Origin of the sequence: Halorubrum sp. SP9, assembly GCF_005435015.1 — an archaeon.
Taxonomy (GTDB): Archaea; Halobacteriota; Halobacteria; order Halobacteriales; family Haloferacaceae; genus Halorubrum; species Halorubrum sodomense.
Window position 1 is genome coordinate 90,030 of record NZ_SGXU01000003.1, and the last position, 23,676, is coordinate 113,705.

Consider the following 23,676-nt stretch of genomic DNA (forward strand, 5'->3'; position numbering starts at 1 on the left):
CGATTATCAGATCGTATATATCAGACAGAAAAGTTATGATATCACAGAGTTTCTTATCTCTGTGAATCTATCTTCTCCGTCGATATCACGGTGGGAATTCCTCGCTGTGGTGGGCATTCTCATATGCCTCTGTGTCGGTCTCGCCCTACTGTTGCCGTTTGAATTGTTCGTCATCGTTGTCGCCATCACGAGTATGATACTCGTCTTTTATTCGAGTTCTATACTTATTCTCTATTACAGCGAGACCCTCCCGGGCTGGGTGGAGTCTGTCCCGATCTGGACTACGTTGTTGTTACCGCTTACAATCATCTTCGTTCTCCAGACGCAACTCGAGGTTGCGATCCCAGTTGACACCCTCGTCCTACTGTTGGCGCTCATTCTCGTTTTCTTTTATTACTGGCTCATCGTCCCACTCGCGCTCTATCAACGACTTCGGGAGCAATCCCGGAACGTAGCTGTCGAAACGTGGCCGGAACTGACCGTCCTAATTCCCGCATACAACGAAGCGGGATATATCGGTGATACAGTTGAGTCGTTCCTTACGGCCGAGTATCCGCTCGCCAAGCTCGACATCGTTGTCATTGACGACGGAAGCACGGATTCCACGTATGAGGAGGCGCGATCCTACGCCTCTGACGGAGTTACTGTTCTAACGAAGGAGAACGGGGGAAAACACTCCGCCCTCAACCACGGGCTAACTCGGACGGACGGCGCTCTCGTCCTCACCGTGGATGCTGATTCCGTCATCGCTCCCGATGCGATCAAAGAAATTGTGCGGTCGCTACGAGCGAACCCCGATGCCGCTGCGGTCGCTGGAAACGTGAAGATCTCGAACCGCGGTACTCTGGTTACGAATCTACAGGCGCTTGAGTACATCCTGGGAATCAATACGTTTCGACGCGTCTTTGACCTCCTTGGCGTCGTCACTGTCGTTCCCGGCTGTCTCGGACTGTTCAAGCGTGACGGGATCGAGAGTATCGGTCAGTATTCGTCGGACACGCTCACGGAGGATTTCGACCTCACTATCGAACTTCTGAAAAACGGTTTCAGCATACATCACAGTAACGCAGTTGTATACACGGAGGCACCAGACACGTGGCATAACCTCTATCAGCAACGCATTCGGTGGTTTCGTGGGAACCTCCAGACAGTCGTCAAACACGGCCAAATATTCGTTCTACCGAAGTTCGGGATTCTTCACCGGGTTGGCGCGCCCTACCTGCTCTTCTCGATGTCAGTCATACCGGTGCTCGGTATCGCCGTGTTCGGACTCGTTATCTGGTTCGCCATCCAGGGGTCTATCACGGAGTTCGTCGGGGTTACCGCTCTTTTCATGACCCTCCAATTTCTCCTTTCGTTGCTCGCAATTCACATCGAGGACGACGATCTCTGGCTCGCTCGTTACGCCCCGTTCTCGATCCTCGGCTACAAACAGTTCCTCGACCTCGTCTTGGTTAAGAGTATTATCGACGTGCTTAGATACGACGATATCTCGTGGACGAGCGCTGAGCGTATTCGGCAGCGTGAAGACCGTGACGACTGAGTTGAGTGTCGACAACGACGAGAAACGCCGCTTCGTAGACGTGGGAAGTGCGCACACCGCGAACCGCTATTGACGCGGACGACAGCCGTTCTCGAGGAACGCCACCGACCCGTCCGATTCAGTCGTCGCCGTCGACGTCGAGCGAGCGCTTCTCGCCGAGCTCCTGTTCGAGGCTGCCGCGCTCCCAGCTGCGGACCGCATCGCCCTCGACCTCGGCGCGGAGCTTCTCTTCGAGGAGGTTCACGGCGACGCTGTTGGCGCCCTCCGGGATGATCACGTCGGCGTGCTTCTTCGACGGCTCGATGAACTGCTCGTGCATCGGCTTCACCGTCGAGAGGTACTGGTCGATGACGCCCTCCAGGTCTCGCCCGCGCTCGATGACGTCGCGCCGAATCCGCCGCAGGATCCGCACGTCGGCGTCCGTCTCGACGAACAGCCGGAGGTCCATCATGTCGTTTATCTCCTCGTCGTACAGCGCCAGGATTCCCTCCAACACGATCACGTTGGTCGGCTCGACGGTGACGCGCTCGTCCTTCCGGTTGTGGATCTCGAAGTCGTACTGCGGCATCTCGACGGACTGTCCCTCCAAGAGGGCCTCGAGGTGTTCCCTGAGCAGGTCCCACTCGAACGCCGAGGGGTGGTCGTAGTTGACCTCCTGACGCTCCTCGAACGCGAGGTGCGAGAGGTCCTCGTAGTAGTTGTCGAGCGGGATCCGGGTGACGCTGTCGCCGAGGTCGCGGGTGACGAGTCGAGAGACCGTCGTCTTCCCGGCGCCCGTCCCCCCCGCGATCCCGATCACGAACGAGGGAATGACCATACCGACGTTCGAACGTCGGAGGGTTTGAACGCTCCCTTTTTGTCCTCGCGCGTGGTTCTCGCCACCGCCGAGCACAGGGCGTCTCTCGCCCGAGCGTGCGAACCGATCGCATGCGTACGGCCGGCGCGAATAAAACGCTACCGGGGGCACCTTTTAGCCGGTCGGAGCGGATCCGAGTCATATGCGAACAGACACCACGGTCCGTGACGTGATGCACCGCGAGTTCCTCGGCGTCAGCGAGTCGGACTCGCTCCCGGAAGCGGCCGCGCTGCTGGTCGACGAGGAGACGAACTGCCTGGTCGTCGTGCGCGGCGGCGAACCGGTCGGACGGCTGGAGGCCCGCGACGCGCTCGACGCGCTGCTGGACGCGACCGCCGTCGGCGGCGGAGCGGACGGGGCCGCGGACCCCGCCGACCGCACCGTTGCCGACGCGATGGGCCCGCCGCTGCCGGCGGTGTCGCCGGACGACTCGCTGGCGTCGGTCGAGGAGCGCCTCGTCGCGGAGGGCGCCGACCGAGTGGTCGCCGTCGACGAGGGAGAGGCGGTCGGCGTCGTCACGGACGGCGACGTGCTCGCCGCCGGCGCTCCGCGAACGGGGACCGGGACCGACGGCTTCGGCGAGGAGACCGCGACCGGCGAGCCCCGGCCGGACGGAACGGTGCCCTCGGCGACCGTCGCGGACTCCGACGCGGAGCGTGGCGCCGGAGCGTCGATAGAGCCGGAGGCGGTAGCGGGCCGCGACGGGACCGCGTCGCGCGGCGGGGCCCCCGACACCGACGGCTCCGAGGCGGTCGCGGGAGCGTCGATCGGGGCCTCCACGCAGGGCGTCTGCGAGAACTGCGGCGCGCTCGTCCCCGACCTCGTCACCGCGAACGGGCAGGCCGTCTGTCCGAACTGTCGCGAGATCTGAGTCGCTGACCCGACGCTCGACGCGCCGACGGCGCGGTCGATTCCTCGGGCGGCAGCCTCAACACGCCGCGAGCCGAAGCCGAACGTATGGCCGAGACGGACGCCCGAATCGAACCGGCGACCGCCGACGACGTCGACGCCGTCACCGACATGTGGGTGGCGCTCGCGGCGAGCCAGCGCGAGTACGGCGCCACGCTCCGCGCCGAGGCGAACCGCGCGACGGTCTGCGAGTGGGTCGCGGGGTCGGTCGTCACGGGCGACCTGCTCGTCGCTCGGGACTCGAAACCGGACGGGTCCGCCGTCGTCGGCTTCGTCGGCTTCTCGCTCGAACGCGGGGACTACGAGCGCGACGCCGTCCGCGGCACCGTCAGCAACCTCTTCGTGGTGCCGGAGCGACGCGGCGAGGGGGTCGGCGCGGCGCTGCTCGACGCGGCCGAGCGCGCGCTCGACGAGATGGGCGCCGAGCGAGTGGCGCTGGAGGCGCTCGCCGACAACGACCGCGCCCGAGCGTTCTACGCGGACCGCGGCTACGACCCCCACCGCGTCGAACTGGCGAAGTCGCTGGGAGACGAGGGCGGTGACGCCGACGACTCGGGCGACGAGAGCGACGACGCCGAGGGCGGCGACGGCCGCGACGAGGACGCCGAATCCGCGGTCGAAAGCGACTGACGCCGGCCGGGTTCGCGGAAAGCGACACGCACTCATAGGAGGACCGAGTACGGCCGCACGCGCCAGGGGAGCATGGGTGGGTCATGCACTCGACTTGTAATCGAGACTTCCGGGGTTCAAATCCCTGCCCTGGCTTCGAACGGCGTGGTCGCCCCGCTCCACGACTCCTTGGTCGCATTAAGTTTGGCGTGAATTGTGGTGGACGGCGACGGCTTCGAGCCAACTTTGAGCTGTCTCTAGCGCGACATTGCTAAAACTATTCGCAATCGAGGATGTTCTCCGTTCTATTTCCCAAAAGACACGTTCGATGGCATTCCGATTTCCATGTTGAATGACTTGAAATCGATAGCCGTCTTCAGCGAGAACTGGTCCGAGATAGTCTGCGTCATCGACGAGAAATTCCACGTTGTCGAGCTGATAGCGCCGGTGTAGCTCGGTTAGAAACCATCGCGTCGTCTGTTTATTTGCGGTCGGATAGAGACTCACGTGAAGGATCTCGTTCGTCTGTGGATCAACCGCGCCGTACAGCCAGAACTTCTGGCCGTGGAGGCGGATCATCTTTTCATCAACCGCGAGTTGATCCTCGGAGACGGTCGATATCGGCTGTAGATCGGCTTTATGAACCCAATTGTGAACAGCGACGTGACTCCGATCGATCCCAAAACTTTCGAGAAATTTACTCACCTCACGTAGTGACATACCGGCCAAGTGACAGCGGATCCCTACTTCAATCGCCCATCGCGGCGTTCGATCTCGCTCCACAAACGACAAGTCGATCCACGTAGTACGTTCGCTGAGGCGTTCGATTTCGGTCATAGACACTCTGAAGTCGAGCGCCTCATCCTCTAACTTAACGCGACCGACTCCTTCCGCGGAAATTTCTTAAGTACCCGCGACGCGCACGTCGGGTATGGACCCGTCGGACCGCGCGCTGCTCGGCGTGGCCGGAATCGTCGGCGCACTCGTGGCGGCGATCGCGTTCGCCGCCGGCGCGCTCTTCGGCTTCGACGGGTCGGCCACACGGCCGCTCCGCCTCCTCGCCGTCGAACCGCTCACCTGGATCGTGATCGCCGCGCTGCTCGTCGCGGTCGTCGGTAACGCCTACATCGAGTGACGACGAGCGCGGCGCCCCGCGTGACTCCCCGCCGCGTGACTGCCTGCTAATGTCGGTGTCGGACGCCTCGCGGACGCGTGTCGGTCGAGGGTCGCGTCTCAGCCGTCGACGTCTTCGATCGCCCGGACGAGCGCGTTGAGCGCGCGCTCGGCCGCGGATCGCTTCACCGCGTCGCGGTCGCCGTCGAGGACCGCCCGCTCGGTGCGAACGAACGACGCCTCGGTGCCCCACGGGGCGGCGTACGCGACGCCGACGTAGACGAGTCCGACCGGCTTCTCGTCGGTCCCGCCCGTCGGCCCCGCGATACCGGTCGTCGCGACCGCCCAGTCCGCGTTCGCTCGGTCGCGCGCGCCGGCCGCCATCTCGCTGACGACCGGGTCGCTCACGGCGCCGCTCGCGTCGAGCGACTCGCGGGAGACCCCGAGTAGTTCGCGCTTGGCGTCGTACGAGTAGGTCACGAATCCGCGGTCGAAGTAGTCGCTCGCGCCCGGCACGTCGGTCACCCGCGACCCGACCAGCCCGCCCGTGAGCGACTCCGCGGTCGCCAGCGTCTCGTCGCGGTCGCCGAGGATCGCGTTCAGGCGTTCGGCGGGATCCGTCGCGTCTTCCATACCCCCGTTCCGAGCGAGGCGCCCCTGAGGTTTACGCCCCGGCGCGCCGAAGGGCGACCGTGACCGACACCGACTGGGACGAGCGCTTCGCGTCGGGCGAGTACCCGCGCGCCCCCGAGCCGTCCCCCGTGCTCCGCGCGTACGAGCCGTCTTTTCCCGAGGGCCGCGCGCTCGACGTGGCCGCCGGGACCGGGCGCAACGCGGTGTTCCTCGCGGACCGCGGCCGCGACGTCGACGCGCTCGACGCCTCGGCGGAGGGACTCGGTATCGTCCGCGAGCGCGCCGCGGAGCGCGGGATCGGCGGCCGGATCGAGACGATCCGGGCCGACGTGTCGACGTACGAGTTCCCGACCGAGACGTACGACGTGATCGCGATGAGCTACTTCCACACGCTCGATCGGTTCGCGGACCTCGTCGAGTCGCTCGCGCCCGGCGGGTACCTCTTCGTTGAGGGCCACCTCCGGTCGGCGGAGCCGTCCCCGTCGGGGCCGAGCGACGACCGCTACCGCTTCGCGGCGAACGAACTGCTCCGCGCCGGGCTCGGGCTGAGCGTGCGTTACTACGACGAGACGACCACGGAGCGCCCGGGCGACCGCCGCCGCGCGACGGCTCGACTGCTCGCACGGAAGGCGACGGGCGGCCGGCAGTCGTACCCGACGCGCCCGGAGGCGCCGGACCGGTGGCCGAGTGAGGGACACGACTCGACCGACGCGGACGGGCGGGACGCGTGAGCGACGACGACTCCGGGTCGCCCGCGGCGGTCCTCCGGTCGTTCGTGTCGCGCGCGGTCGACGCCGACCCCGCGGACCTCGCCGGTCGAATCGAGGTCGTCGAGCGCGGGAGCGGGTCGGAGGCCGGGGACGCCGCCGCGACTCCGGCCGGACGACTGGCCGAACTCGTCGGCGAGGCCGACAGCGTCGTCGCCGTCGTCCCGCGGTTCGACGCCGACCTCGCCCGACGGCTGAACGCGTCGCCGGCGGCCGGAGGCGACGAGACGGACGGGGAGAGCGACCAGGAGTTCCGGGCGAGCGCGCCGCGGGCGGTCCGCGTCGTGTTCACCGGGTCCGCGGCCGACCGCCTCTCCGGGGCGGCGGGGTCGATCGTCCGGCGTGCGCTCGTCGACCGCGGCGTCGACGCGTACCGTCACGAGGGGGAGTCGCCGGTGACGGTAGCCCTCGTCGACGACCGCGCGGTCGTCGGGCTGACGGACGGAGACGGGGTGGTCGCCCTCCTGTGGACGGACGACCCGTCGGTCCGCGAGTGGGCGGCCGCGACCTGTCGGCGCTACCTCGACGCCGCCGAACGGGTGACCGGCGCCTGAGCGGACCCGAATTCGGTCGGACGCGACGATCCCCCGTTCCCTTTTGAGGGTCGCCGGCGAAGGAGGCGTATGAAGGCGCTCCTGCTGTTGGTGGCCGGAATCGGGGGACTGCTCGAAGCCGTCGCGCCGCGGCGCGCCGTCGCGCTCTGGACGCGCGCGCTCTACCGGAACGCCGGCGAGGCGGAGCCGCGCGAGTGGACGTACGCGGCCGCGAAGGCCGAGGGAGCGCTGGTGGCGGCCGGCGCGCTCGTGGGCCTGTTCCGGCTCGCGACCGCGGACGACGACGCCGCGTCGGCCGCGGAGTGAGCCGATAGCCCGCCCGCGCCGCCGAGCCGACTGATCCGAACGTATATCCGACGGGTCCCGGTACGAGTTCGCATGTCGGGGCCTCCCGCGGACCACAGGTCGGAGGGCGCGTCGACGGTTCGCGTCCTCCACGTCGACGACGACCCCGCCTACCTCGATCTGACCGCGACCTACCTCGAACGGATCGACGAGGCGTTCGAGGTGACGTCCGAGACGGACGTCGACGCCGCGCTCGACGCGCTGGAGACGGGGCCGATCGACTGCGTCGTCTCGGACTACGAGATGCGCGAGACCGACGGGCTGACGCTCCTCCAGCGGGTCCGCGACCGGGGGATCGAGGTCCCCTTCGTGCTGTTCACCGGAAAGGGGAGCGAAGAGATCGCGAGCGAGGCCATCTCGGCGGGCGCGACGGATTACATCCAGAAGCGCGGCCGTAACGACCAGTACGAGGTGCTGGCGAACCGAGTGCGAAACGCCGTCGATCGGCACCGGTCGCGGGTCGCGCTGGCCGAGAGCGAGGAGCGGCTCTCGCGGTTCATCGACCAGTCGCCGCTGGGGACGATCGAGTACGACGACGCGTTCCGGATCGTCCGGGTGAACCCGGCCGCCGAGGAGATCCTCGGGTACGCCGAGTCGGAGCTGCTCGGCGGGACGTGGCTCCCGTTCGTCCCCGAGCCGGAGCGCCGTCACGTCGCTGCGCTCGAACGCGACCTGCTCTCGAACAGGGGCGGGTTCCAGAGCGTCAACGAGAACGTCCGGAGCGACGGCGAGCGGATCCGCTGCGCGTGGCACAACCAGGTCGTGACCGACGCCGACGGGGCGGTGATCGGCGTGTTCTCGCAGTTCGAAGACGTCACTGAGGCGACGGCGCGCAAACGCGAGATCGAGCGGACGAACGCCGTGTTGTCCACCGCGCTCGACGCGCTGCCGGTGGGGATGCTCGTCGAGGACGCGGACCGACGGGTCCTCCAGGTGAACGAGCGGCTGTACGAGCTGTTCGACGTCGAGGGGGACCCGGAGACCGCCGCCGGCCGCGACTGCGAGGCGCTCGCCGCCGAACTGAGCGCGTCGTTCGCTGATCCCGAGGCGTTCGTCGAGCGGATCGAAGCGGTAGTCGAGGGGCGACGCCCGGTCGACGGCGAGCGGATCGCGCTCGCGAACGGAGGAACGCTTATCCTGACGTACCGACCGATCGACCTGCCGGACGGAGAGGGTCACCTGTGGGCCTACCGGCGGGCGCGTTCGACCGACTGAGCCGGGGGCCCGCGACGGCGCCGCCGACTCCCGACGGGTCGGCCGCCCCCGGGGGTCGGCTCAGTCGTTCGCGGAGTCGGCCTCGGCGCTCTCGAAGGGTCGCTCCCCCTCGGGGCGGTCGCCGGTCAGGAGGACGTGGCAGTCGCGACAGCGAGCCTCGTAGGACTCCTCGGCGCCGACGAGGATCGTCGGGTCGTCGACGTGAGCCGGCTCGCCCTCGATGAGCCGCTGGTTCCGCGAGGCGGGCTCGCCGCAGACCGAACAGATGGCCTGGAGCTTGTCGACGTACTCGGCGGTCGCCATGAGCTGCGGGAGCGGCTCGAACGGATCGCCGCGGAACGTCTGGTCGGTGCCCGAGACGATCACGCGGCTGCCGCGGTCCGCGAGGGCGTTACAGACCTCGATGAGGGCGTCCGAGAAGAAGTTCGCCTCGTCGATGGCGACGACCTCGGCCGGGTCGTCGTCGAGGATCTCGAGGGGGCCGTCGTCCTCGTTGTCGACGACGGTCGCCTCCCACTGCCGCCCGGCGTGGCTCCCGATGGTCGCCTCGCCGTAGCGGTCGTCGATCGCGGGCGTGTAGACGGCGACCGACTGGCCGGCGATCTCCGAGCGCCGGAGCCGGCGGAGGAGCTCCTCCGTCTTGCCCGAGAACATCGACCCGGAAATGACCTCGATCCACCCGGATCGAGTGATGGCGTGCATACCGTATCGGGCCGGAGCCAGCGACTAAACCGTTTCTCTCCCGGGGCGCGACGGGCGCGATGTCGAGCCCGCCGGCGCCGCGTCAGATCCCGGTCGCGACCGCGACGACGACCGCGGCGACGACGACGTACGCCGCCGCGGACGCGGCCCAGTCGCGCCGTATCGGGCCGAGCCGCTGGCGCGGGAGTCCGGACGCGCGCGGCAGCGGGACGAGCGCGAAGAAGCCGACCATCAGCGCGAACAGCGCGACGCCGGCGACGGCGACCGTGACGGCGGTCCCGGCCCCGAGGACCCGCCCGGTCGCTGCGACGAGGCCGACGAACAGCAGCCCCGAGCCGCCGCCGGCGACGTAGTGGACCCACGTCGCCAGCCGCTCGGGCGCGTCGTCGACGGGCGTGTCGGTGAGCACGCCGGCGGCCACCTTCGGCGCGGTCGTTCCCTCCGGGAGCCGGGCCATCACCACGTCCATCGCGAGCGTCGCGACGAGTCCGACGACCGGCCCCAACGCGAGGCCGGCGAGCAGCGAGAGCGTCGTCATAGGGAGGGACACGGGCGGGAGCCGTTTCACTCCGTCGGCGGGGGAGCCCCCGCCCGGAGACGCCGGACCGGCCGGGCGTCAGCCGTCGCGGGGGACGACGGGCTCGCCGCCGATCACGACCCGCGAGACGTCGGCGTGGCCGGCGCGCCTGACGACCGCGCGGACGAGGTCGCGCGCGCCGGCGAGGTTGTCGGAGTCGCCGTCGAGGACGAGCAGGTCGGCGTCGGCCCCCTTCCGCACCACGCCGCGGTTCAGCCCGGCGATTTCGGCCCCGTTGACCGTCGCCATCCGCAGGATCTCTCGGGCCGGGAGGTCGGAGAGCTTCGCCGCGAACTCCATCTCGCGGAACATCGACGGCGAGTCGGTCATCACGTTGTCGGTGCCGAGCGCGACGGTCGTCCGCTCGGTCAGCCGGCGGACCGGAGGCACGCCGACGTTCGTCACGAGGTTCGAACGCGGGCAGACGACGACGGGCGTGCCGCGGTCTTCGAGCCGTTCGAGGTGGATCCCCTCCGCGTGGACCATGTGGACGAGGAAGTCCGGCTCTAAGTCCATCGCGGGATTGATGTCGGCGGCGTCGCGCTCGCCCGCGTGGATCCCGAAGGGCTTGTCGGCGTCGCGCGCCGCCGCCCGGACCGCGCCGAAGTCGGCGTCGCGCGCGCCGGAGGCGCCGTACCCGTCGGCGACCGAGAGCACGTCGGGGTCGTCGCGGCCGAAGACGACCGACTCGATCGCGCGTTCGCCGAACGCGACCCCCTCGCCCGCGAGCGCGTCGCGGAGCGCGGCGACGCCCTCGACGCCGCCCTCGCGGAACTCCAGGAAAGTGCCCGTCCCCGTCGCCTCCATGAACCGCAGCGTGCGCGCCATCGCGGCCACCTTCTCCTCGCGGTCCGCGTCCCGGAGGAGGCGGTGTTTCAGCCCGTCCGGCGGCGCGACGAGCTCGTCGAGCGAGAGCCCCTCGCCCGCCTCCTTGGCGATCGAGTCGCCGATGTGGGTGTGCGCGTTGACGAACGCCGGGAGGATCACCGCGTCGCTCTCGACCCCCGTCTCTTCGATCCGGACGATCTCGCCGTCCGCGACGACGACCCGGCCCTCGACCGGCTCGAAGTCGGGACCGACCAGAACCGTCCCCTCGAGATGCATGCCGATGGCTCGCCAGCGCGGGGTTAAAACGTCACGGGAAGGGGCCGGTGGAGCGCCGCGGAGTTCGCTACTCGAACTCGTCGAGCGTCGTCGGCATCGCCTTCCGGGCCTCGCTGACGAGCCCGTCGGGGTCGAGTCCGAGCACGTCGGCGGCGGCGCGCCCGACTCGCTCGGTCGCGGGCGCCGGGGCGTACACGCCGAGGCGCCACTGGTCTCGCTGGGCGGTCCGGAGCGCCGAGACGAGCGGGGACTGTCGCTCCAGGCGCCGTATCTCGCCGTTGACGGTGACGCGTGCCGTCGACTCGCGCATCGTCGGTTCGGCCGGCACGTCGAGGATCACGTGGTCGCGGGCGACGCCCGCCTCCGCCGCTATCTCGCGTTCGAGCGCCGTCTCGGCCGCGTGGTCCGCCTCGTGGACGCGCTCGGGGACGTCGTCGTACTCGGCCCACACCGCCAGCTTGTAGAGGTCGCGCTGGTCGTAGCGGCGGGAGAGCTCGGCGGTCGCCCGGCAGTCGCGGATCGCGGCCAGGAAGTCGTGGTCGTCCATCCGGCGGAGGTCGGCGGCCGTCGTCGCGGTCGCGTCGAGCAGCTCGCTCGCGGCCCGACGCAGCATCGCCTTCGAGATGCGCGCGACGTGGTGGGTGTAGACGACCGGGTTCATTAGCGCGCGCGCGAGCAGCAGGCTCTCGGCGGTCTGGACGTTCCCCTCGTCCAAGACGAGCTCCGGGCCGTGGCGGCCGGTCCAGTCGTCGTCGGCAGCGTCGCGGTCCGCACCGACCCCGTCGCCGTCCGCGACCGCGTCGCGCTCGACGAACGTCAGCTCGCGGACGAACCGCTCGGTGTCGATGGTGCCGTACGGGACGCCGGTGTGGTAGGCGTCGCGCACGAGGTAGTCCATGCGGTCGACGTCGAGCTCGCCCGAGACGAGCCCGGCGTAGGGGCCCTCGCCGGCGACTACCCCGGCGATCCGGTCCGGATCGAGGTCGTGATCGCGAAGCACCTCCCCGACCGCGCCGGTCGCGAGTAACTCGTCGACGTCGTCGTGGTACTTCCCGGTTCGCCGGTGGGTGAGCGACTCGAGGTTGTGGCTGAACGGGCCGTGACCGACGTCGTGGAGCATCGCCGCGGCCTCGATACGGTCGGCGCGTTTCCCCTCGATTCCGAGGTGATCGAGCGCGCGGCTCGCGAGGTGGTAGACGCCGAGGCTGTGCTCGAACCGCGTGTGGTTCGCGGAGGGGTAGACGAGCTGGACCGTGCCGAGCTGTTTGACGTGGCGGAGCCGCTGGACGGCGGGGGTGTCGACGAGGTCCGCGGCGACACCGTCGATCTCGATGTGGTCGTGGACGGTGTCCTTGACCGTGATCATACGTCGCCTTCGGCGGCAACCGATAAAAGGCTGGGAGTGTCGACCGCGGCAGGTCGACTCCGCCGCGACCCGGTTCCGCCGACCGTGAATTCGCGGGGTGATTTATGTTCCGGCTCGCCGAAGCGCCGGGTATGTACGACGTGTTACTCGGTATCGGGCTCGACGACGAGAAGCGGGCGGTCGCACAGGCCGAGGTCGTCGCCGACCTCCCGGACGCGCCGAACGAGGTGACTGCGCACCTCTGTCACGTCTTCCAGGACAATCCGGAGGGGGCGTCGGTCCACCAGCTCGGGACCGTCCGACGCGCCCGCGAGATTCTGGAGGAGGCCGGCGTGAACTGCGTTCACTACGAGGCCAGCGGCGATCCGGGCGAGGAGCTGATCGCGGCCGCGGACGAGGTCGACGCCGACCTCATCTGCGTCTCGGGTCGCAAGCGGAGCCCGGCGGGGAAGGCCGTCTTCGGCAGCACCACGCAGACGGTCGTGTTGAACGCGGACCGCCCGGTGTTGGCGGTTCCGGGGCCGGACGGAGAGTAAGGCGGCGACGCGCGACGCTCGGTGAAAAGCCGACCGCAACGTGCGACGGTTGGTGAAAAACCGACCGCGGTGCTCAGACAGAGAGTCGCCCCGTCGCGCGCAGCCCCAAGACCTCCCGCGCCGCGCCCGCGACGGCGTCGACGCGTTCGGCGGGACAGTAGACGCCGAGCGTCCAGCGGCGGCGCTCCGCGGCCCGGAGCCCCGTCACGAGTTCCGAGGCGTCCTCCAGGCGCTGGGGGACGCCGTCGACGACGACGGCGGAGCCGGACTCCTTGAGCGCCGGACGCGAGGGGATGTCCACGAGGACCGCGTCGCGGTCGATCCCCGCCGCGTCCGCGATCTCGCGTTCGGCCGCGCGCTCCTCCGCGCGTCCGGCGTCGACCGTGCCGGCCGGCACCTCGTCGATCCCGGCCCAGACGGCGCGCTTGTAGAGGTCGCGCCGCTCGATGCGCTCGCCGAGCGCCGGGACGCGGTCCCGGAGCTCGACGAGGAGGTCGTGGTCCGCCATCCGGCGGAACGTCGCCACGTCGGTCTCCGTGCGGTCGAGGTACCGCTCGCAGGCACGCTCCAGCATCGCGCCCGCGACCCGGGAGACGTGGTGACGGTAGACGACGGCGTTCATCAGCGACCGCGCGACGAGCAGGCTCTCCGCGGTGGCGACGTTCCCCTCGTCTAAGACGAGGTCGGCGGGGGCTCCCGTCTCGTCGCCGCCGACCAGTCGGAGTTCGGTGACGAGCCGGCCGGTGTCGACCGTGCCGTACGGGACGCCGGTGTGGTGGGCGTCGCGCACGAGGTAGTCCATGCGGTCGACGTCGAGCTCGCCCGAGACGAGGGGGCCGAACGCGCCCTCGCCGTCGATGAGGCCGGCGACGCGCTCGGGGTCGAGGCCGTTGCGTTCGAGGACCTGACAGGCCTCGCGGTCCGCGTCGGTGAGGAGCCACCCCACGTCGTCGTGGTCGCGCCCGGTCGCGCGCCGGATGATCCCCTCGGTCTGGTGGCCGTACGGGCCGTGGCCGACGTCGTGGAGCATCGCCGCGGCGCGCACGTGCGCCGCGGTGTCGTCGTCGACGCCGAGGCCCTCGACCGCGCGGCCCGCGAGGTGGTAGACGCCGAGGCTGTGCTCGAACCGCGTGTGGTTCGCGGAGGGGTAGACGAGCCGGACCGTCGACAGCTGCTTGATGTGTCGCAGCCGCTGGAACGCCGGCGTGTCGACCAGCTCGGCGGCGACGTCGCCGAGCCGGACGTGGCCGTGGACGCTGTCCTTGATCGCCTTCATCGCCGGCACCGGAGGTCCCGCTCGGTCCGCGGACTGGACGCGGCGACGGGGGAGACGGCGCGGGTCACTCGTCGACGACGTCGATCCCGAACCGCTCTTCGAGCGCTCGCACGACCGACCCGCCCACGTTGGCGGTCGCGGCGCGCCCGTCCTCGACCGCGAGCAGGTCGTCCTCGTCGACCTCCAGCTCGGCGGCGACCTCCTCGATAGTCAGCCCGGCGTCCCGTCGCGCCTCGGTGACGACGTCGCCGTAGCCGGAGACGAGGTACGGGAGCCGGTCGGCCTCGTAGCTCGTTCCCTCCTCCTCCCAGCGCTTCGAGTCCCCCGTCGCGGAGTCGTACATCTTCGCCTGCTTGCGGGCGAGCTCCTTGTTCCGGCTCTCGGTCGCCTCCGAGCCGGAGCCGCCGGCACCGCCGGGGCTGCCACCGGAACTCCCGCCGCGCGACCCGCCGCCGCCGCTCGGCGCGTTGCCGGCGTCGTCGTGGGGGCGGCAGTTCGAACACACGAGCAGCTTCGCGCCGGCGACCGTCGCCTTCCGGAGGTCCGTGGTCTCGCGGCCACAGAGCTCGCACGCGTCGCCGTCGTCGCCGCCGCCGCCGCCGCCCGTCGAGTACTTCGGCATACCACGAGTAGTGGGGCCGGGTCGTTAAAAAGTCGTGGAGGGCGAGGTCCGTCACCGACGGGCCGGCGACGCGGGTCGGGAGTCGTCGCTCGGGCCGGCGGTCACGGTCCGAGGTACCCCCACGCCTGGAGGCGGTCGCCGTCGCCGTCGACCCAGCGCTCGCCGATGTCGTCGCGGTAGTACAGGTTCGGCATGACCACGTCGTCGATCCGGTCGTACGCCTGCTCGCGCGCCGCGCCCATCGTCTCCCCCTTCCCGGTGACGACGATCGGCATCCCGCTCTCGCCGGCGACGCGCCACTGCCCGTCGACCTGCTTCGTGTCCTCCAGGTGGATTCCCTCGCGGTCGTCGGTCTGGAAGACGACCGCCGCGTTCCGCGAGTTCTCGTCGTACGTCTTCTCGTCGTCGAACGGGAACGGCGGCAGGACGACCCGCACGGCGATCTGGTAGCCGCCGTGGAGGTCCGGCTCGGGCTTGTCCCCATGCGCGAGGTCGTAGAAGAACTCGGCCGTCGACGACTCGATCGACTCCTCCTGGAGGGCGATGGTCGGGTAGCCGAACCGCGGCGTGAACTCCAGCGGGTAGATGCCGGTCTCGTTGACGATACAGTTGATGTCGATGCTCCCGACGTACCCCTCGTCGGCGAGCCACCCCTCGATCTTGCCGAACGTCTCCTGGAACAGCCTGTTCTTTCCCGCCCAGAACATCGAGGTCCCCATCTCTCCGGTCGACGGGCCGATGTTCCCCGGGAACAGCTTCTTGTGCTCGAAGTTGAAGTTCACCCGATCGACGAACTCGTTCCCGTCGAAGAAGCCGCAGACCGCGACCTCGACGCCCTCGACTTTCCGCTGGAGCTGGAAGCCCTTCATCCGGTGGCCCCACGCCTTCTCGTACGCCCGAAGCACGTCGACCACGTCGCTGCCGTCGTCCTCGTTGCCGACGTACAGCAGGCGCTTGACGTTCTGGACCTCCCCGAGCGGCTTGATCACGTACGGCGCGGGGTTCTCCCGGACGTGCCGGATGCCGGCGTCGAACTCGTGGAAGACGTGGTGTTCGACCGTGTTGACGCCGTGCGCTTCGAGGACCTCCATCGCGTAGCCGCGGTCCTCCTCGAGCCGGTCGGTGTTCGGCGTCCCGCCGACGACCGCGTGCCCGTCCTCGCGGAGCTCCCGTGCGAGTTCACCGGTGCCGACATCCGATCCGACTCGCGGGGTGTCACCCCGCTCGTTCGTTCCGGGACCCTCCCGCTGGTCGGGTCCCGTGACCCAGATGTCGTCGAAGATTATCACGTCGGCCCAGTCGACCTCGGCGCGCCAGTCGTCCGTCTTCGGGACGAACCCGTCGCCGATCTCTTGGTCGCTTTCGGCCTCGATGTAGTACTTCACGTCGTGGCCCTCGCGGCGGACCTGCCACGCCAGGTCCGTGATGAGCGCCGCGTCGGCCGAGACGAAGAGGAAGTTCGCGGTGTCCATACGACGCCGTCGCCCGGAAGGGACTTGAGTGTGCGTGCCGGCGCGGGCTCCCCGCCGCGGAGTCGCCGACCGGCCGGGTCAGTCGCCCGCTCGCGCGCCGACCACGTCGGCGTCCGTGGGGTTCGCCCCGCCGTACTCGACGACGAGTTCGTCCAGCCGATCGGGCTCGTCGGCGTGTGCGAGCGGTTCGGCCGCGGTCTCGCAGGCGGCGTCGACCCCCAGCCGGTCGCAGACGCGGTCGACGGTCGTCTCGGCCATCTGGCGGTAGGTAGTCAGCTTCCCGCCCACGACGCTGTAGAGGCCGGCGGCGCCGTCGCGCTCGTGGTCGAGCAGCGTGAACCCGCGGGAGATGCCCCGGCGGTCCTGCCCCGCCTCGTCGGGCTCGTAGAGGGGCCGGACGCCCCACCACGTCCGGACCGTCGGCGCGTCGGCGACCGCGGGGAGCATCGCGGCGCACTCCTCGACGGAGCGCTCGACCTCCCAGTCGGCCGTCTCGTAGTCGTCGGGGTCGGAGACCGGGACGCTCGTCGTGCCGAGCACGACCTCGCCGTCGTGGGGGACGACGATGTCGCCGTCGTCCGGGTCGCGACACCGGTTCAACACCGGGCCGAGCCCGTCGTACTCCACCGAGACCATCACGCCCCGGCTCGGCGCCATCCCGACTTCGACGCCCGCCATCTCGGCGATCGAGTCCGCCCACGCGCCGGTGGCGTTGACGACGACCTCGGGCGAGAGCGTCCCGTCGACGTCGCCGCCCACCCGGACCGACTCGACCGCGCCGTCGCGGACGGTCACGTCCTCGACGGGCGCGTGCGGGCGGACGGTCGCCCCGCGGCGCTCGGCGTCAGCGGCGTTTGCGGCGACCAGCCGCGACGGGTAGATGACGCCGTCCGGGACCCGAAACGCCGCCGCCACGTCGTCCGCGAGCCCCGGCACCGCCTCCCGGGCGGCGTCTGCGTCGAGCCGCTCCGTCTCGATGCCGATCGCCTCGCAGGCGGCGACCTTCTCTTCGAGGTACTCCGGGTCGTCGCCGGCGAGGCGGACGAAGAGTCCGCCGGTGTCGCGCACGCAGGCCCCGGCGATCGACCTGAGCGTCCGGTTCTCCGCGATACACTCGCGAGCGCCCTCGGCGTCGGCCTCCGCGTACCGGGCCCCGCTGTGGAGGAGGCCGTGGGAGCGGCCGGAGGTCCCGCTCCCGAGCCCGCCGCGGTCGACGAGCGTCGCGTCGACCCCGCGGGCGGCGAGGTCCCGAGCGATCCCGGTGCCCGTCGCGCCGCCGCCGATCACGAGGACGGTCGGGTCGTCGCTCACGCGGCGCTCACCCCGGGCGAGCCGGCGCCGCCGTCCGTCCCGATACCCCATCGATTCGGGTCGCAGTCGAACATGTGATCGGTACGCACTCGGGCCACTTGAGGGCACCGTCGGTCCGAAGCGAAAATATGGTTTAAACCCGTCTTGACGCTATAATTCGACGCTTTCGGAGCGATTTTCAGCGCGACCCACCGGCGTCCGCGGGACAGGTGTCGACGCCGAACAGAGCGTACAGGCCGCAGGTACCGGTCGCGGCGGTCGCGAGCATCGCGAGCGCGACGACGCCCAAGACCGGTGCCGCGAGGGCCGGGAGCGGCGCGGCGTTCGCGAGGGTCGCTATCGAGGCGAGGCCGGCGACGGCGCCGACCGCGGTCCTGACGCGCTTGTCCGTCGCACCGACGTTTTGGTCCATAAAATACAATACTAACCACAACCGTATGAAGCTTTCTACCGCGGCGGGTCGCACTCCCGCTCACGCGAGCGGGTCGCTTCGGTCATCCGAAGTCGTCGAGACCGGTCTGTGCGGGCCCGTCGCCCGCTCCCGTTCCCGTCGGCTCGCCGTGGTCGGCCGCGATCGACCGCGCGCCCGCTATCCCGCCCGACAGCGACGCGCGGCGGGCGATCGCCTCGTCGCCGAGGCGCGCCGCCGCCGCACCGTGGACGGCCCCGTAGCGCTCGCGGAACTCGCTGCGGGCCGCCTCGTAGTCGACGACGGGGTACGGGTAGTCCGCACCGATTTCGACGCCTACGTCGCGCTGGACCGCGAGCGGCGTCTTCTCGGGGGCGTCGAGGTGCGCGGCGGGCAGCGGTGCGAGCTCGGGAACCCACCGCGTGACGAACTCACCGCCCGGATCCTGGTCGCGAACCTGCTTGCGTGGATCGTACAATCGCAGCCCGGGGCGGCCGACCAGCCCGCACTGCGACTGCCACTGGGTGTAGTTGATCGCGGGGTCGCCGTCGATCAGGTGTTCGTGGAAGTGGTCGGCGCCGATCCGCCACGGCTGCTGGAGGACGTGGAAGTAGACGGAGGCGCACAGCGCCCGCATCCGGAAGTTGAGCCAGCCGGTCTCGCGCAGGCAGCGCATGCTCGCGTCGACCATGGGGAACCCCGTCTCGCCGCGCTTCCACGCCGCGACGAGGTCGGGGTCGTGACGGTCGCGATTGAACCCCTCGTACACCGGGTTCACCGCCCGGTCGAGCCACCCGGGCCAGTCGAGCAGCTTCTGGGCGTAGTGACGGTTCCAGAAGAGCCGGGAGACGAACATCGACTTCCCGCGCCCGTCCGGCGCGCGCTCGTCGACGTGCCGGTGGACCTCGCGGACGGAGAGACAGCCGAATCGGAGGTACGGGGAGAGCCCGCTCGTCCCGTCGCGGGCGTCGACCGGTGAGGAGATAGAGCCGGGGTACTCCGCAATCCGCTCCGTGAACGCGCGGAGCCGATCGCGCGCCGGTCCCCGCCCGCCGGTCGGAACGCGCGTCTTCGTCGGATCGACGCCGTAGGCGTCGCTCGCGCGGTCCGGGTCGACGCCCGTCTCGACGCCTTCGACCCCGACCGACCGGGGGTCCCAGTCGAACGGGTCGGCCGCGAGCCACGATTCGACGTGATCGCTCCAGCCGTCGCGGGGACGGTCCGCGTCCCGGACCAAGCCGTCGCCCTCGACGAACCGGACGCCGAGCCGCTCCCGGGCCCGCTCGTCCCGGCGTCGCCCGTACCGACCCGTCGGGGTCGCGGCCGCGACGACGTCCCAGCCGGCGTCGTCGAACCGCCCGAGGACGTCCAGCGGATCGCCGTGGGCGTACGTCAGCCCCGCACCGTCGACGTCGCGGTACTGCCGGTCGAGGTCGCGAAGGCAGTCGTGGAGGAACTCGATCCGGGCGTCGCAGGCCGCGCCGCGCTCGTCGTAGAAGGCCGGGTCGAAGACGAACAGCGGGAGGATCCGCTCCGACTCCGCCGCGGCCGCCGCGAGCGCCGGATGGTCCGAGATTCGCAGGTCTGCGCGGTGCCAGACGACGGTGCCCGGCGGCTCCGATTCGACCGCGGCCCGAACCCTCGCGGGCTCCGGCGCGGTCGGAAGCGGGGCGTCGTCGGACGAACCCATCTCGTCGTGAGGTTCGGCGCGTCCGGACAAGGGTCTGTCGGGGTCGTCGAGTCGTGCTCGGCCGGGTCCCCGGGAAACGTTCAAGGCGGTTCCGACGCCCGTTACAATCGGATGTCTGAGACCGAGGAATCCGACGTACTCCGCGAACTCGCGGAGCTCCCGACGTTTTCCAGTCCCCGAGTGTCGCCCGACGGCGAGACGGTCGCGCTCTACTACGACGTGACCGGCCGCAACGAACTCCACCTCCTCGACCCGTCCGACGGGTCGCTGACCCGACTGAGCGACGGCGACGTCCCGCGCTCCGTGCGGGCGGGCTTCGAGTGGGACCCGAGCGGCGACCGCCTCTTCTACCACCGCGACGAGGGCGGGAACGAGCAGCACGACGTGTGGGCGATGTCGCTCGACGGCGAGAGCGAACCCGTCGTCGAGATGGACGGCCAGACCCGCCTCCACGACGTGGGCGAGGACGGCGGGACGCTCCTGCTCGGCTCCAGCCGCGACGGGCAGATGAACCTCTACCGCCACGACGTACCGAGCGGCGAGACGACGAAGCTCACCGACTACGAGCGAGCGGTCGCCGCCGGCGAGCTGTCGCCCGACGGCGACCGGATCGCGTACGCGACCAACGAGACGGACGCCTACGAGAACAGCGACGTCTACGTCGCAGACGCGGACGGCTCGAACGCGCGGAACCTCGAGATCGGTGACGTGGGCGCGGAGGCCGCGCCGATCGACTGGAGCCCCGACGGCGACCGCCTGCTCGTCGTCGACAACACGACCGACCTCGGTCGGAGCGGGATCGTCGACCTCTCGGGCGGGGTCGGCGGGGAGGGCGACGTCGACGTGACCTGGTTCGGCGGCGACGAGTTCGAGGAGTCGCCGAGCCACTTCCTGGACGGCGGCGACCGGTTCGTCGCGAGCCGGACGCGCGGCGCCGTGACGGTCCCGGTCGTCTACGACGCAGACACCGGCGAGGGTCGCGAGCTCGACTTCCCGGCCGGCGTCGCCAACGTGACGGAGGGGCGGCTGGCCGACGACCGCCTGCTCGCGTACCGGACCACGTCGAGCCGGCGGCCGGAGCTGGTCGCGTACGACCTCGACGCCGACGCGGCCGAGACGGTGTTCGAGGCCGAGTACGGCCCGTTCGATCCGGACGACTTCGTCGAGCCCGAGACGGTCTCGTTCGTCTCCGACGGCGTCCCCGAGACGCCGGCGCGGGCGGTCGACCACGACCCCTACGAGGCGTTCGAGATCGAGGGGCTGCTGTTCGACTCCGGGCGACGGCCCTCGCCGCTGATCGTCAACCCCCACGGCGGCCCGCGGCACCACGACGCCCGACGGTTCAGCTACCGCGTCCAGTTCCTGCTCTCGCGCGGGTACTCCGTCCTCCAGGTGAACTACCGCGGCTCCACGGGACGCGGCCGGGAGTTCGTCCAGGAGCTGTACGACGACTGGGGCGGCGCCGAGCAGGGCGACGTGGCGACCGGCGCCGAGCACGTCCTCGACGAGCACGACTGGCTGGACGAGGACCGCGTCGTCGTGTACGGCGGCTCCTACGGCGGCTACTCCGCGAACTGGCAGATGGTCCAGTACCCGGACCTGTACGCCGCCGGGATCACGTGGGTCGGCGTGAGCGACCTGTTCGACATGTACGAGAACACCATGCCGCACTTCCGGACGGAGCTCATGGTGAAGAACCTCGGCGAGCCGGAGGAGAACGAGGCGATCTACCGCGAGCGCAGCCCCGTGAACTACGTCGAGAACGTCGACGCGCCCCTCCTCATCGTCCACGGCGTCAACGACCCGCGGGTTCCCGTCTCGCAGGCCCGCATCCTCCGCGACGCGCTCGACGACGCCGGCTTCGAGGCGGGCGACGAGTACGAGTACGAGGAGCTCGGCAAGGAGGGCCACGGCTCCGGCGACATCGACCAGAAGATCCGCTCGCTGGAGCTGCTCGACGACTTCCTCGACCGCCGGATCGGCGCGGAGCGGACCGCGGTCGCGTCGCTGGACGACTGATCGCGCGGCGGGACTCCCGACTCGGAATGGAGGTACGCGACGCGACGCCGAGGGACGCCGAGGCCGTCCGGACCGTCCACTACGCGTCGATCGTCGGGCTCGGCCCGGAGGGATACGACGAGCGGCAGGTCCGAGCGTGGGCCGCCGGGTGCGGCGACGCGGACTACGCCGACGGGATCGACGCTGAGGACGCGGAGTGCGTCGTCGCCGAGCGCGACGGCGTCGTCGTGGGGTTCGGGACGCTGACCGCCGACCCTCCCGACGGCTACGAGGCCGACCCCGACGCGGAGGTGACCGCCGTCTACGGGCTTCCGGCGGTCGCCCGCGAGGGCGTCGGGTCGCGCCTCTACGAGGAGCTGGAGCGCCGCGCCCGCGAGCACGGCTTCGAGGCCGTGGGCCTGACGGCGTCCCTGCCGGCGGTTCCGTTCTACGAGGCGCACGGGTACGACCGGGTCGCCGAACGCGACCACGAGTTCTCTAGTCAAGAAGGGACGGGCGTGACCGGACGGGTCGTCGAGATGCGAAAGAAGTTGTAAACCGGCTGCGTTGCTGGTCGGAACGGTGCGGCGGAGCGGCGCTTACTCGCCCGTCTCGATCGGCGCGCCGACGAGGTTCCCCCACTCGGTCCACGAGCCGTCGTAGTTACGGACGTCGTCGTAGCCGAGCAGCTCGTGGAGCAGGAACCACTCGATCGACGAGCGCTCGCCGACGCGGCAGTAGGTGATCGTCGACTCGTCGCCGTCGACGCCGGCGTCGCCGTACAGCTCGCGGAGCTCGTCGGCGCTCTTGAACGTCCCGTCCTCGTTCAGCGTGGTGCCGATGGGTACGTTGCTCGCGCCGGGGATGTGACCGCCGCGCTGGGCGGTCTCGTTGAGCCCCTCGGGCGCGATGACCTCGCCGGAGAACTCCTCGGGCGAGCGGACGTCGACCATCGGAATCCCCTCCTCGATCGCCTTGTCGATGTCGTCCTTGTACGCGCGGACGCTCTCGAAGGGACCGCGGGCCTCGTAGTCGCGGGGCGTGAACTCGGGCTCCTCGGTCGAGAGCGGGTAGTCGTTCTCGACCCAGTACCCCTTCCCGCCGTCGATCACGCGGATGTCGTCGTGACCGTAGTACTTGTAGATCCAGTAGCCGAACAGCGCGAACCAGTTCGGGACGCGCCCGCCGCCGTAGACGACGACCGTCGTGTCGGCGTCGATGCCGCCCTCGCCGTTCCGGGCCGCGAAGTCCTCCTTCGAGACGATGTCGCGCTCCGTCTCGTCGGTGAACACGGCGTCCCACTCGAAGTTCAGCGCGCCGGGGATGTGGCCCTCCTCGTAGGGCGTGTACTCCGACTCGTCGGTGACGGTCGGGTTGTTGATCTCGACGAGCCGATGATCGGAGTCGTCGTCTTGGAACGTGTCGAGTCGCTCTTCGACCCAGTCCGCCGTGACGAGTACGTCTTCAGACATCACTTCATCTTACGTGCCCAACTACTTTTGAGGACCGGATAACGGAGGTCCTTGCCAGCGTCTCTGACGCCGCCGCGGCTCGCGACCGGCCTCGCCGCGGGGTCCGCCGACCCCTCCCCGGGCGTCCGCCATCGCCTAGCGGATCACCGTCACCGGGACGTCGGCCTTGTCGACGACGCTCTTCGCGACGCTGCCGACGACCTGCTCGCGCTCCTCTGAGGGCCCCCGGTGGCCGACGTAGATGGCATCGACGCCTTCCTCGGCCGCGTACTCGGCGATCGCGTCGGCCGGACGTCCGGTGAGCAGTTGGGTCTCCACGGTGATCGGCTCGTCGACCGCCGCCTCTGCGATGCTGCGAGCGCCCTCCAAGACGCCCTCTCCGGCCTCGACGGCGGCCTCCTCGCCCGGGAGGACGATCGTCCCGTCGACCAGCTCCGAGTCAGGCGTCAACACGTGGGCGATCTCGAGCGTCTCGTAGAACGCGACCGCCTGTCGCGCCGCGTACCGAACGGCTTCGTCGCTCTCCGCCGATCCGTCGGTCGCAACGAGGTAACTCATACGCGGAGATGGGTCCGAGAGACACATAATTCCTGTCGG

Annotated in this window: 26 protein-coding genes and 1 tRNA gene; 12 read left to right on the forward strand and 15 right to left on the reverse strand. The window is 69.8% G+C overall.

The window, feature by feature from the left end:
- Positions 1-109 precede the first annotated feature (109 nt).
- Complete coding sequence (locus EXE45_RS03400; protein ID WP_137693541.1) at positions 110-1,543, forward strand: glycosyltransferase; 1,434 nt, start codon at positions 110-112, stop codon at positions 1,541-1,543.
- Positions 1,544-1,661: 118 nt separating this feature from the next.
- Here EXE45_RS03400 and udk read toward each other — a convergent pair whose 3' ends face one another.
- A complete protein-coding gene (udk, locus tag EXE45_RS03405) occupies positions 1,662-2,360 on the reverse strand; it encodes a uridine kinase (RefSeq protein ID WP_137693542.1) in 699 nt (232 codons plus the stop codon).
- A gap of 181 nt (positions 2,361-2,541) precedes the next feature.
- On the opposite strand from udk, the gene EXE45_RS03410 reads away from it, so the two are divergent.
- The 3 genes from EXE45_RS03410 (at position 2,542) to EXE45_RS03420 (ending at position 4,073) form a co-directional block, all read left to right on the forward strand.
- The gene (locus tag EXE45_RS03410; RefSeq protein WP_092924046.1) at positions 2,542-3,270 is read left to right on the forward strand and encodes an HPP family protein; all 729 of its coding nucleotides are present in this window, start codon (positions 2,542-2,544) and stop codon (positions 3,268-3,270) included.
- An 86-nt stretch (positions 3,271-3,356) separates the two neighbouring features.
- Positions 3,357-3,938, forward strand: coding sequence for an N-acetyltransferase (locus tag EXE45_RS03415; RefSeq protein WP_137693543.1), 582 nt, complete (start codon positions 3,357-3,359; stop codon positions 3,936-3,938).
- 61 nt (positions 3,939-3,999) lie between these two features.
- Positions 4,000-4,073 (forward strand) — tRNA-Thr (locus EXE45_RS03420).
- Positions 4,074-4,115: 42 nt separating this feature from the next.
- On the opposite strand, the gene EXE45_RS03425 is transcribed toward EXE45_RS03420, so the two are convergent.
- Positions 4,116-4,754, reverse strand: a complete 639-nt coding sequence (locus EXE45_RS03425; RefSeq protein WP_137693544.1) for an IS6 family transposase — start codon at positions 4,752-4,754, stop codon at positions 4,116-4,118.
- Positions 4,755-4,848: 94 nt separating this feature from the next.
- Here EXE45_RS03425 and EXE45_RS03430 point away from each other — a divergent pair, with 94 nt between their 5' ends.
- The gene (locus EXE45_RS03430; protein ID WP_137693545.1) at positions 4,849-5,052 is read left to right on the forward strand and encodes a hypothetical protein; all 204 of its coding nucleotides are present in this window, start codon (positions 4,849-4,851) and stop codon (positions 5,050-5,052) included.
- A 98-nt stretch (positions 5,053-5,150) separates the two neighbouring features.
- Here EXE45_RS03430 and EXE45_RS03435 read toward each other — a convergent pair whose 3' ends face one another.
- Positions 5,151-5,663, reverse strand: a complete 513-nt coding sequence (locus EXE45_RS03435) for a CinA family protein (RefSeq protein ID WP_137693546.1) — start codon at positions 5,661-5,663, stop codon at positions 5,151-5,153.
- Between the two features lie 59 nt (positions 5,664-5,722).
- Between EXE45_RS03435 and EXE45_RS03440 the strand changes: the two genes are divergently transcribed.
- The 4 genes from EXE45_RS03440 to EXE45_RS03455 all read left to right on the forward strand — a co-directional run bounded on the left by EXE45_RS03440 (position 5,723) and on the right by EXE45_RS03455 (position 8,544).
- A complete protein-coding gene (locus EXE45_RS03440) occupies positions 5,723-6,394 on the forward strand; it encodes a bifunctional 2-polyprenyl-6-hydroxyphenol methylase/3-demethylubiquinol 3-O-methyltransferase UbiG (protein ID WP_137693547.1) in 672 nt (223 codons plus the stop codon).
- Positions 6,391-6,984: a hypothetical protein gene (locus EXE45_RS03445; RefSeq protein ID WP_137693548.1), complete on the forward strand. Its 594-nt coding sequence runs from the start codon at positions 6,391-6,393 to the stop codon at positions 6,982-6,984. The genes EXE45_RS03440 and EXE45_RS03445 overlap by 4 nt, the downstream gene beginning before the upstream one ends.
- A gap of 69 nt (positions 6,985-7,053) precedes the next feature.
- Positions 7,054-7,290 (forward strand): hypothetical protein, encoded by a 237-nt coding sequence (locus EXE45_RS03450; protein ID WP_092924027.1) that lies wholly within the window; start codon positions 7,054-7,056, stop codon positions 7,288-7,290.
- A 72-nt stretch (positions 7,291-7,362) separates the two neighbouring features.
- Entirely contained in the window at positions 7,363-8,544 is a 1,182-nt protein-coding gene (locus EXE45_RS03455; protein ID WP_137693549.1) for a PAS domain S-box protein, read from the forward strand.
- Positions 8,545-8,604: 60 nt separating this feature from the next.
- On the opposite strand, the gene EXE45_RS03460 is transcribed toward EXE45_RS03455, so the two are convergent.
- From EXE45_RS03460 to EXE45_RS03475, 4 genes are all read right to left on the reverse strand, one after another.
- Complete coding sequence (locus EXE45_RS03460) at positions 8,605-9,246, reverse strand: thymidine kinase (protein ID WP_137693550.1); 642 nt, start codon at positions 9,244-9,246, stop codon at positions 8,605-8,607.
- Positions 9,247-9,328: 82 nt separating this feature from the next.
- The gene (locus tag EXE45_RS03465) at positions 9,329-9,784 is read right to left on the reverse strand and encodes a hypothetical protein (protein ID WP_092924018.1); all 456 of its coding nucleotides are present in this window, start codon (positions 9,782-9,784) and stop codon (positions 9,329-9,331) included.
- Positions 9,785-9,862: 78 nt separating this feature from the next.
- Positions 9,863-10,927 carry an amidohydrolase family protein gene (locus EXE45_RS03470; RefSeq protein WP_137693551.1) on the reverse strand — a complete coding sequence of 355 codons (1,065 nt, stop codon included), beginning with the start codon at positions 10,925-10,927 and terminating at the stop codon, positions 9,863-9,865.
- Between the two features lie 67 nt (positions 10,928-10,994).
- Positions 10,995-12,293, reverse strand: a complete 1,299-nt coding sequence (locus EXE45_RS03475; protein WP_092924012.1) for an HD domain-containing protein — start codon at positions 12,291-12,293, stop codon at positions 10,995-10,997.
- A gap of 131 nt (positions 12,294-12,424) precedes the next feature.
- On the opposite strand from EXE45_RS03475, the gene EXE45_RS03480 reads away from it, so the two are divergent.
- Entirely contained in the window at positions 12,425-12,829 is a 405-nt protein-coding gene (locus tag EXE45_RS03480; protein ID WP_092924009.1) for a universal stress protein, read from the forward strand.
- A gap of 73 nt (positions 12,830-12,902) precedes the next feature.
- Here EXE45_RS03480 and EXE45_RS03485 read toward each other — a convergent pair whose 3' ends face one another.
- From EXE45_RS03485 to EXE45_RS03510, 6 genes are all read right to left on the reverse strand, one after another.
- Positions 12,903-14,105 carry an HD domain-containing protein gene (locus EXE45_RS03485; RefSeq protein WP_137693552.1) on the reverse strand — a complete coding sequence of 401 codons (1,203 nt, stop codon included), beginning with the start codon at positions 14,103-14,105 and terminating at the stop codon, positions 12,903-12,905.
- Between the two features lie 64 nt (positions 14,106-14,169).
- A complete protein-coding gene (locus EXE45_RS03490; protein WP_092924006.1) occupies positions 14,170-14,727 on the reverse strand; it encodes a transcriptional regulator in 558 nt (185 codons plus the stop codon).
- A 101-nt stretch (positions 14,728-14,828) separates the two neighbouring features.
- Entirely contained in the window at positions 14,829-16,199 is a 1,371-nt protein-coding gene (locus EXE45_RS03495; protein ID WP_137693553.1) for a phosphoribosylamine--glycine ligase, read from the reverse strand.
- A 78-nt stretch (positions 16,200-16,277) separates the two neighbouring features.
- Positions 16,278-17,510: an FAD-dependent oxidoreductase gene (locus tag EXE45_RS03500; protein WP_092924000.1), complete on the reverse strand. Its 1,233-nt coding sequence runs from the start codon at positions 17,508-17,510 to the stop codon at positions 16,278-16,280.
- Between the two features lie 178 nt (positions 17,511-17,688).
- Positions 17,689-17,922, reverse strand: coding sequence for a DUF2892 domain-containing protein (locus EXE45_RS03505; protein WP_092923997.1), 234 nt, complete (start codon positions 17,920-17,922; stop codon positions 17,689-17,691).
- Positions 17,923-18,004: 82 nt separating this feature from the next.
- Positions 18,005-19,609: a cryptochrome/deoxyribodipyrimidine photo-lyase family protein gene (locus tag EXE45_RS03510; RefSeq protein WP_092923994.1), complete on the reverse strand. Its 1,605-nt coding sequence runs from the start codon at positions 19,607-19,609 to the stop codon at positions 18,005-18,007.
- 111 nt (positions 19,610-19,720) lie between these two features.
- Between EXE45_RS03510 and EXE45_RS03515 the strand changes: the two genes are divergently transcribed.
- Together EXE45_RS03515 and EXE45_RS03520 are read left to right on the forward strand one after the other, a co-directional pair.
- Entirely contained in the window at positions 19,721-21,628 is a 1,908-nt protein-coding gene (locus EXE45_RS03515) for a prolyl oligopeptidase family serine peptidase (RefSeq protein ID WP_137693554.1), read from the forward strand.
- Positions 21,629-21,654: 26 nt separating this feature from the next.
- Complete coding sequence (locus tag EXE45_RS03520; RefSeq protein WP_137693555.1) at positions 21,655-22,164, forward strand: GNAT family N-acetyltransferase; 510 nt, start codon at positions 21,655-21,657, stop codon at positions 22,162-22,164.
- 42 nt (positions 22,165-22,206) lie between these two features.
- On the opposite strand, the gene EXE45_RS03525 is transcribed toward EXE45_RS03520, so the two are convergent.
- Together EXE45_RS03525 and EXE45_RS03530 are read right to left on the reverse strand one after the other, a co-directional pair.
- Entirely contained in the window at positions 22,207-23,079 is an 873-nt protein-coding gene (locus EXE45_RS03525; protein ID WP_092923985.1) for a sulfurtransferase, read from the reverse strand.
- A gap of 135 nt (positions 23,080-23,214) precedes the next feature.
- Positions 23,215-23,637, reverse strand: a complete 423-nt coding sequence (locus EXE45_RS03530) for a universal stress protein (RefSeq protein ID WP_137693556.1) — start codon at positions 23,635-23,637, stop codon at positions 23,215-23,217.
- Between the last annotated feature and the right edge of the window lie 39 nt (positions 23,638-23,676).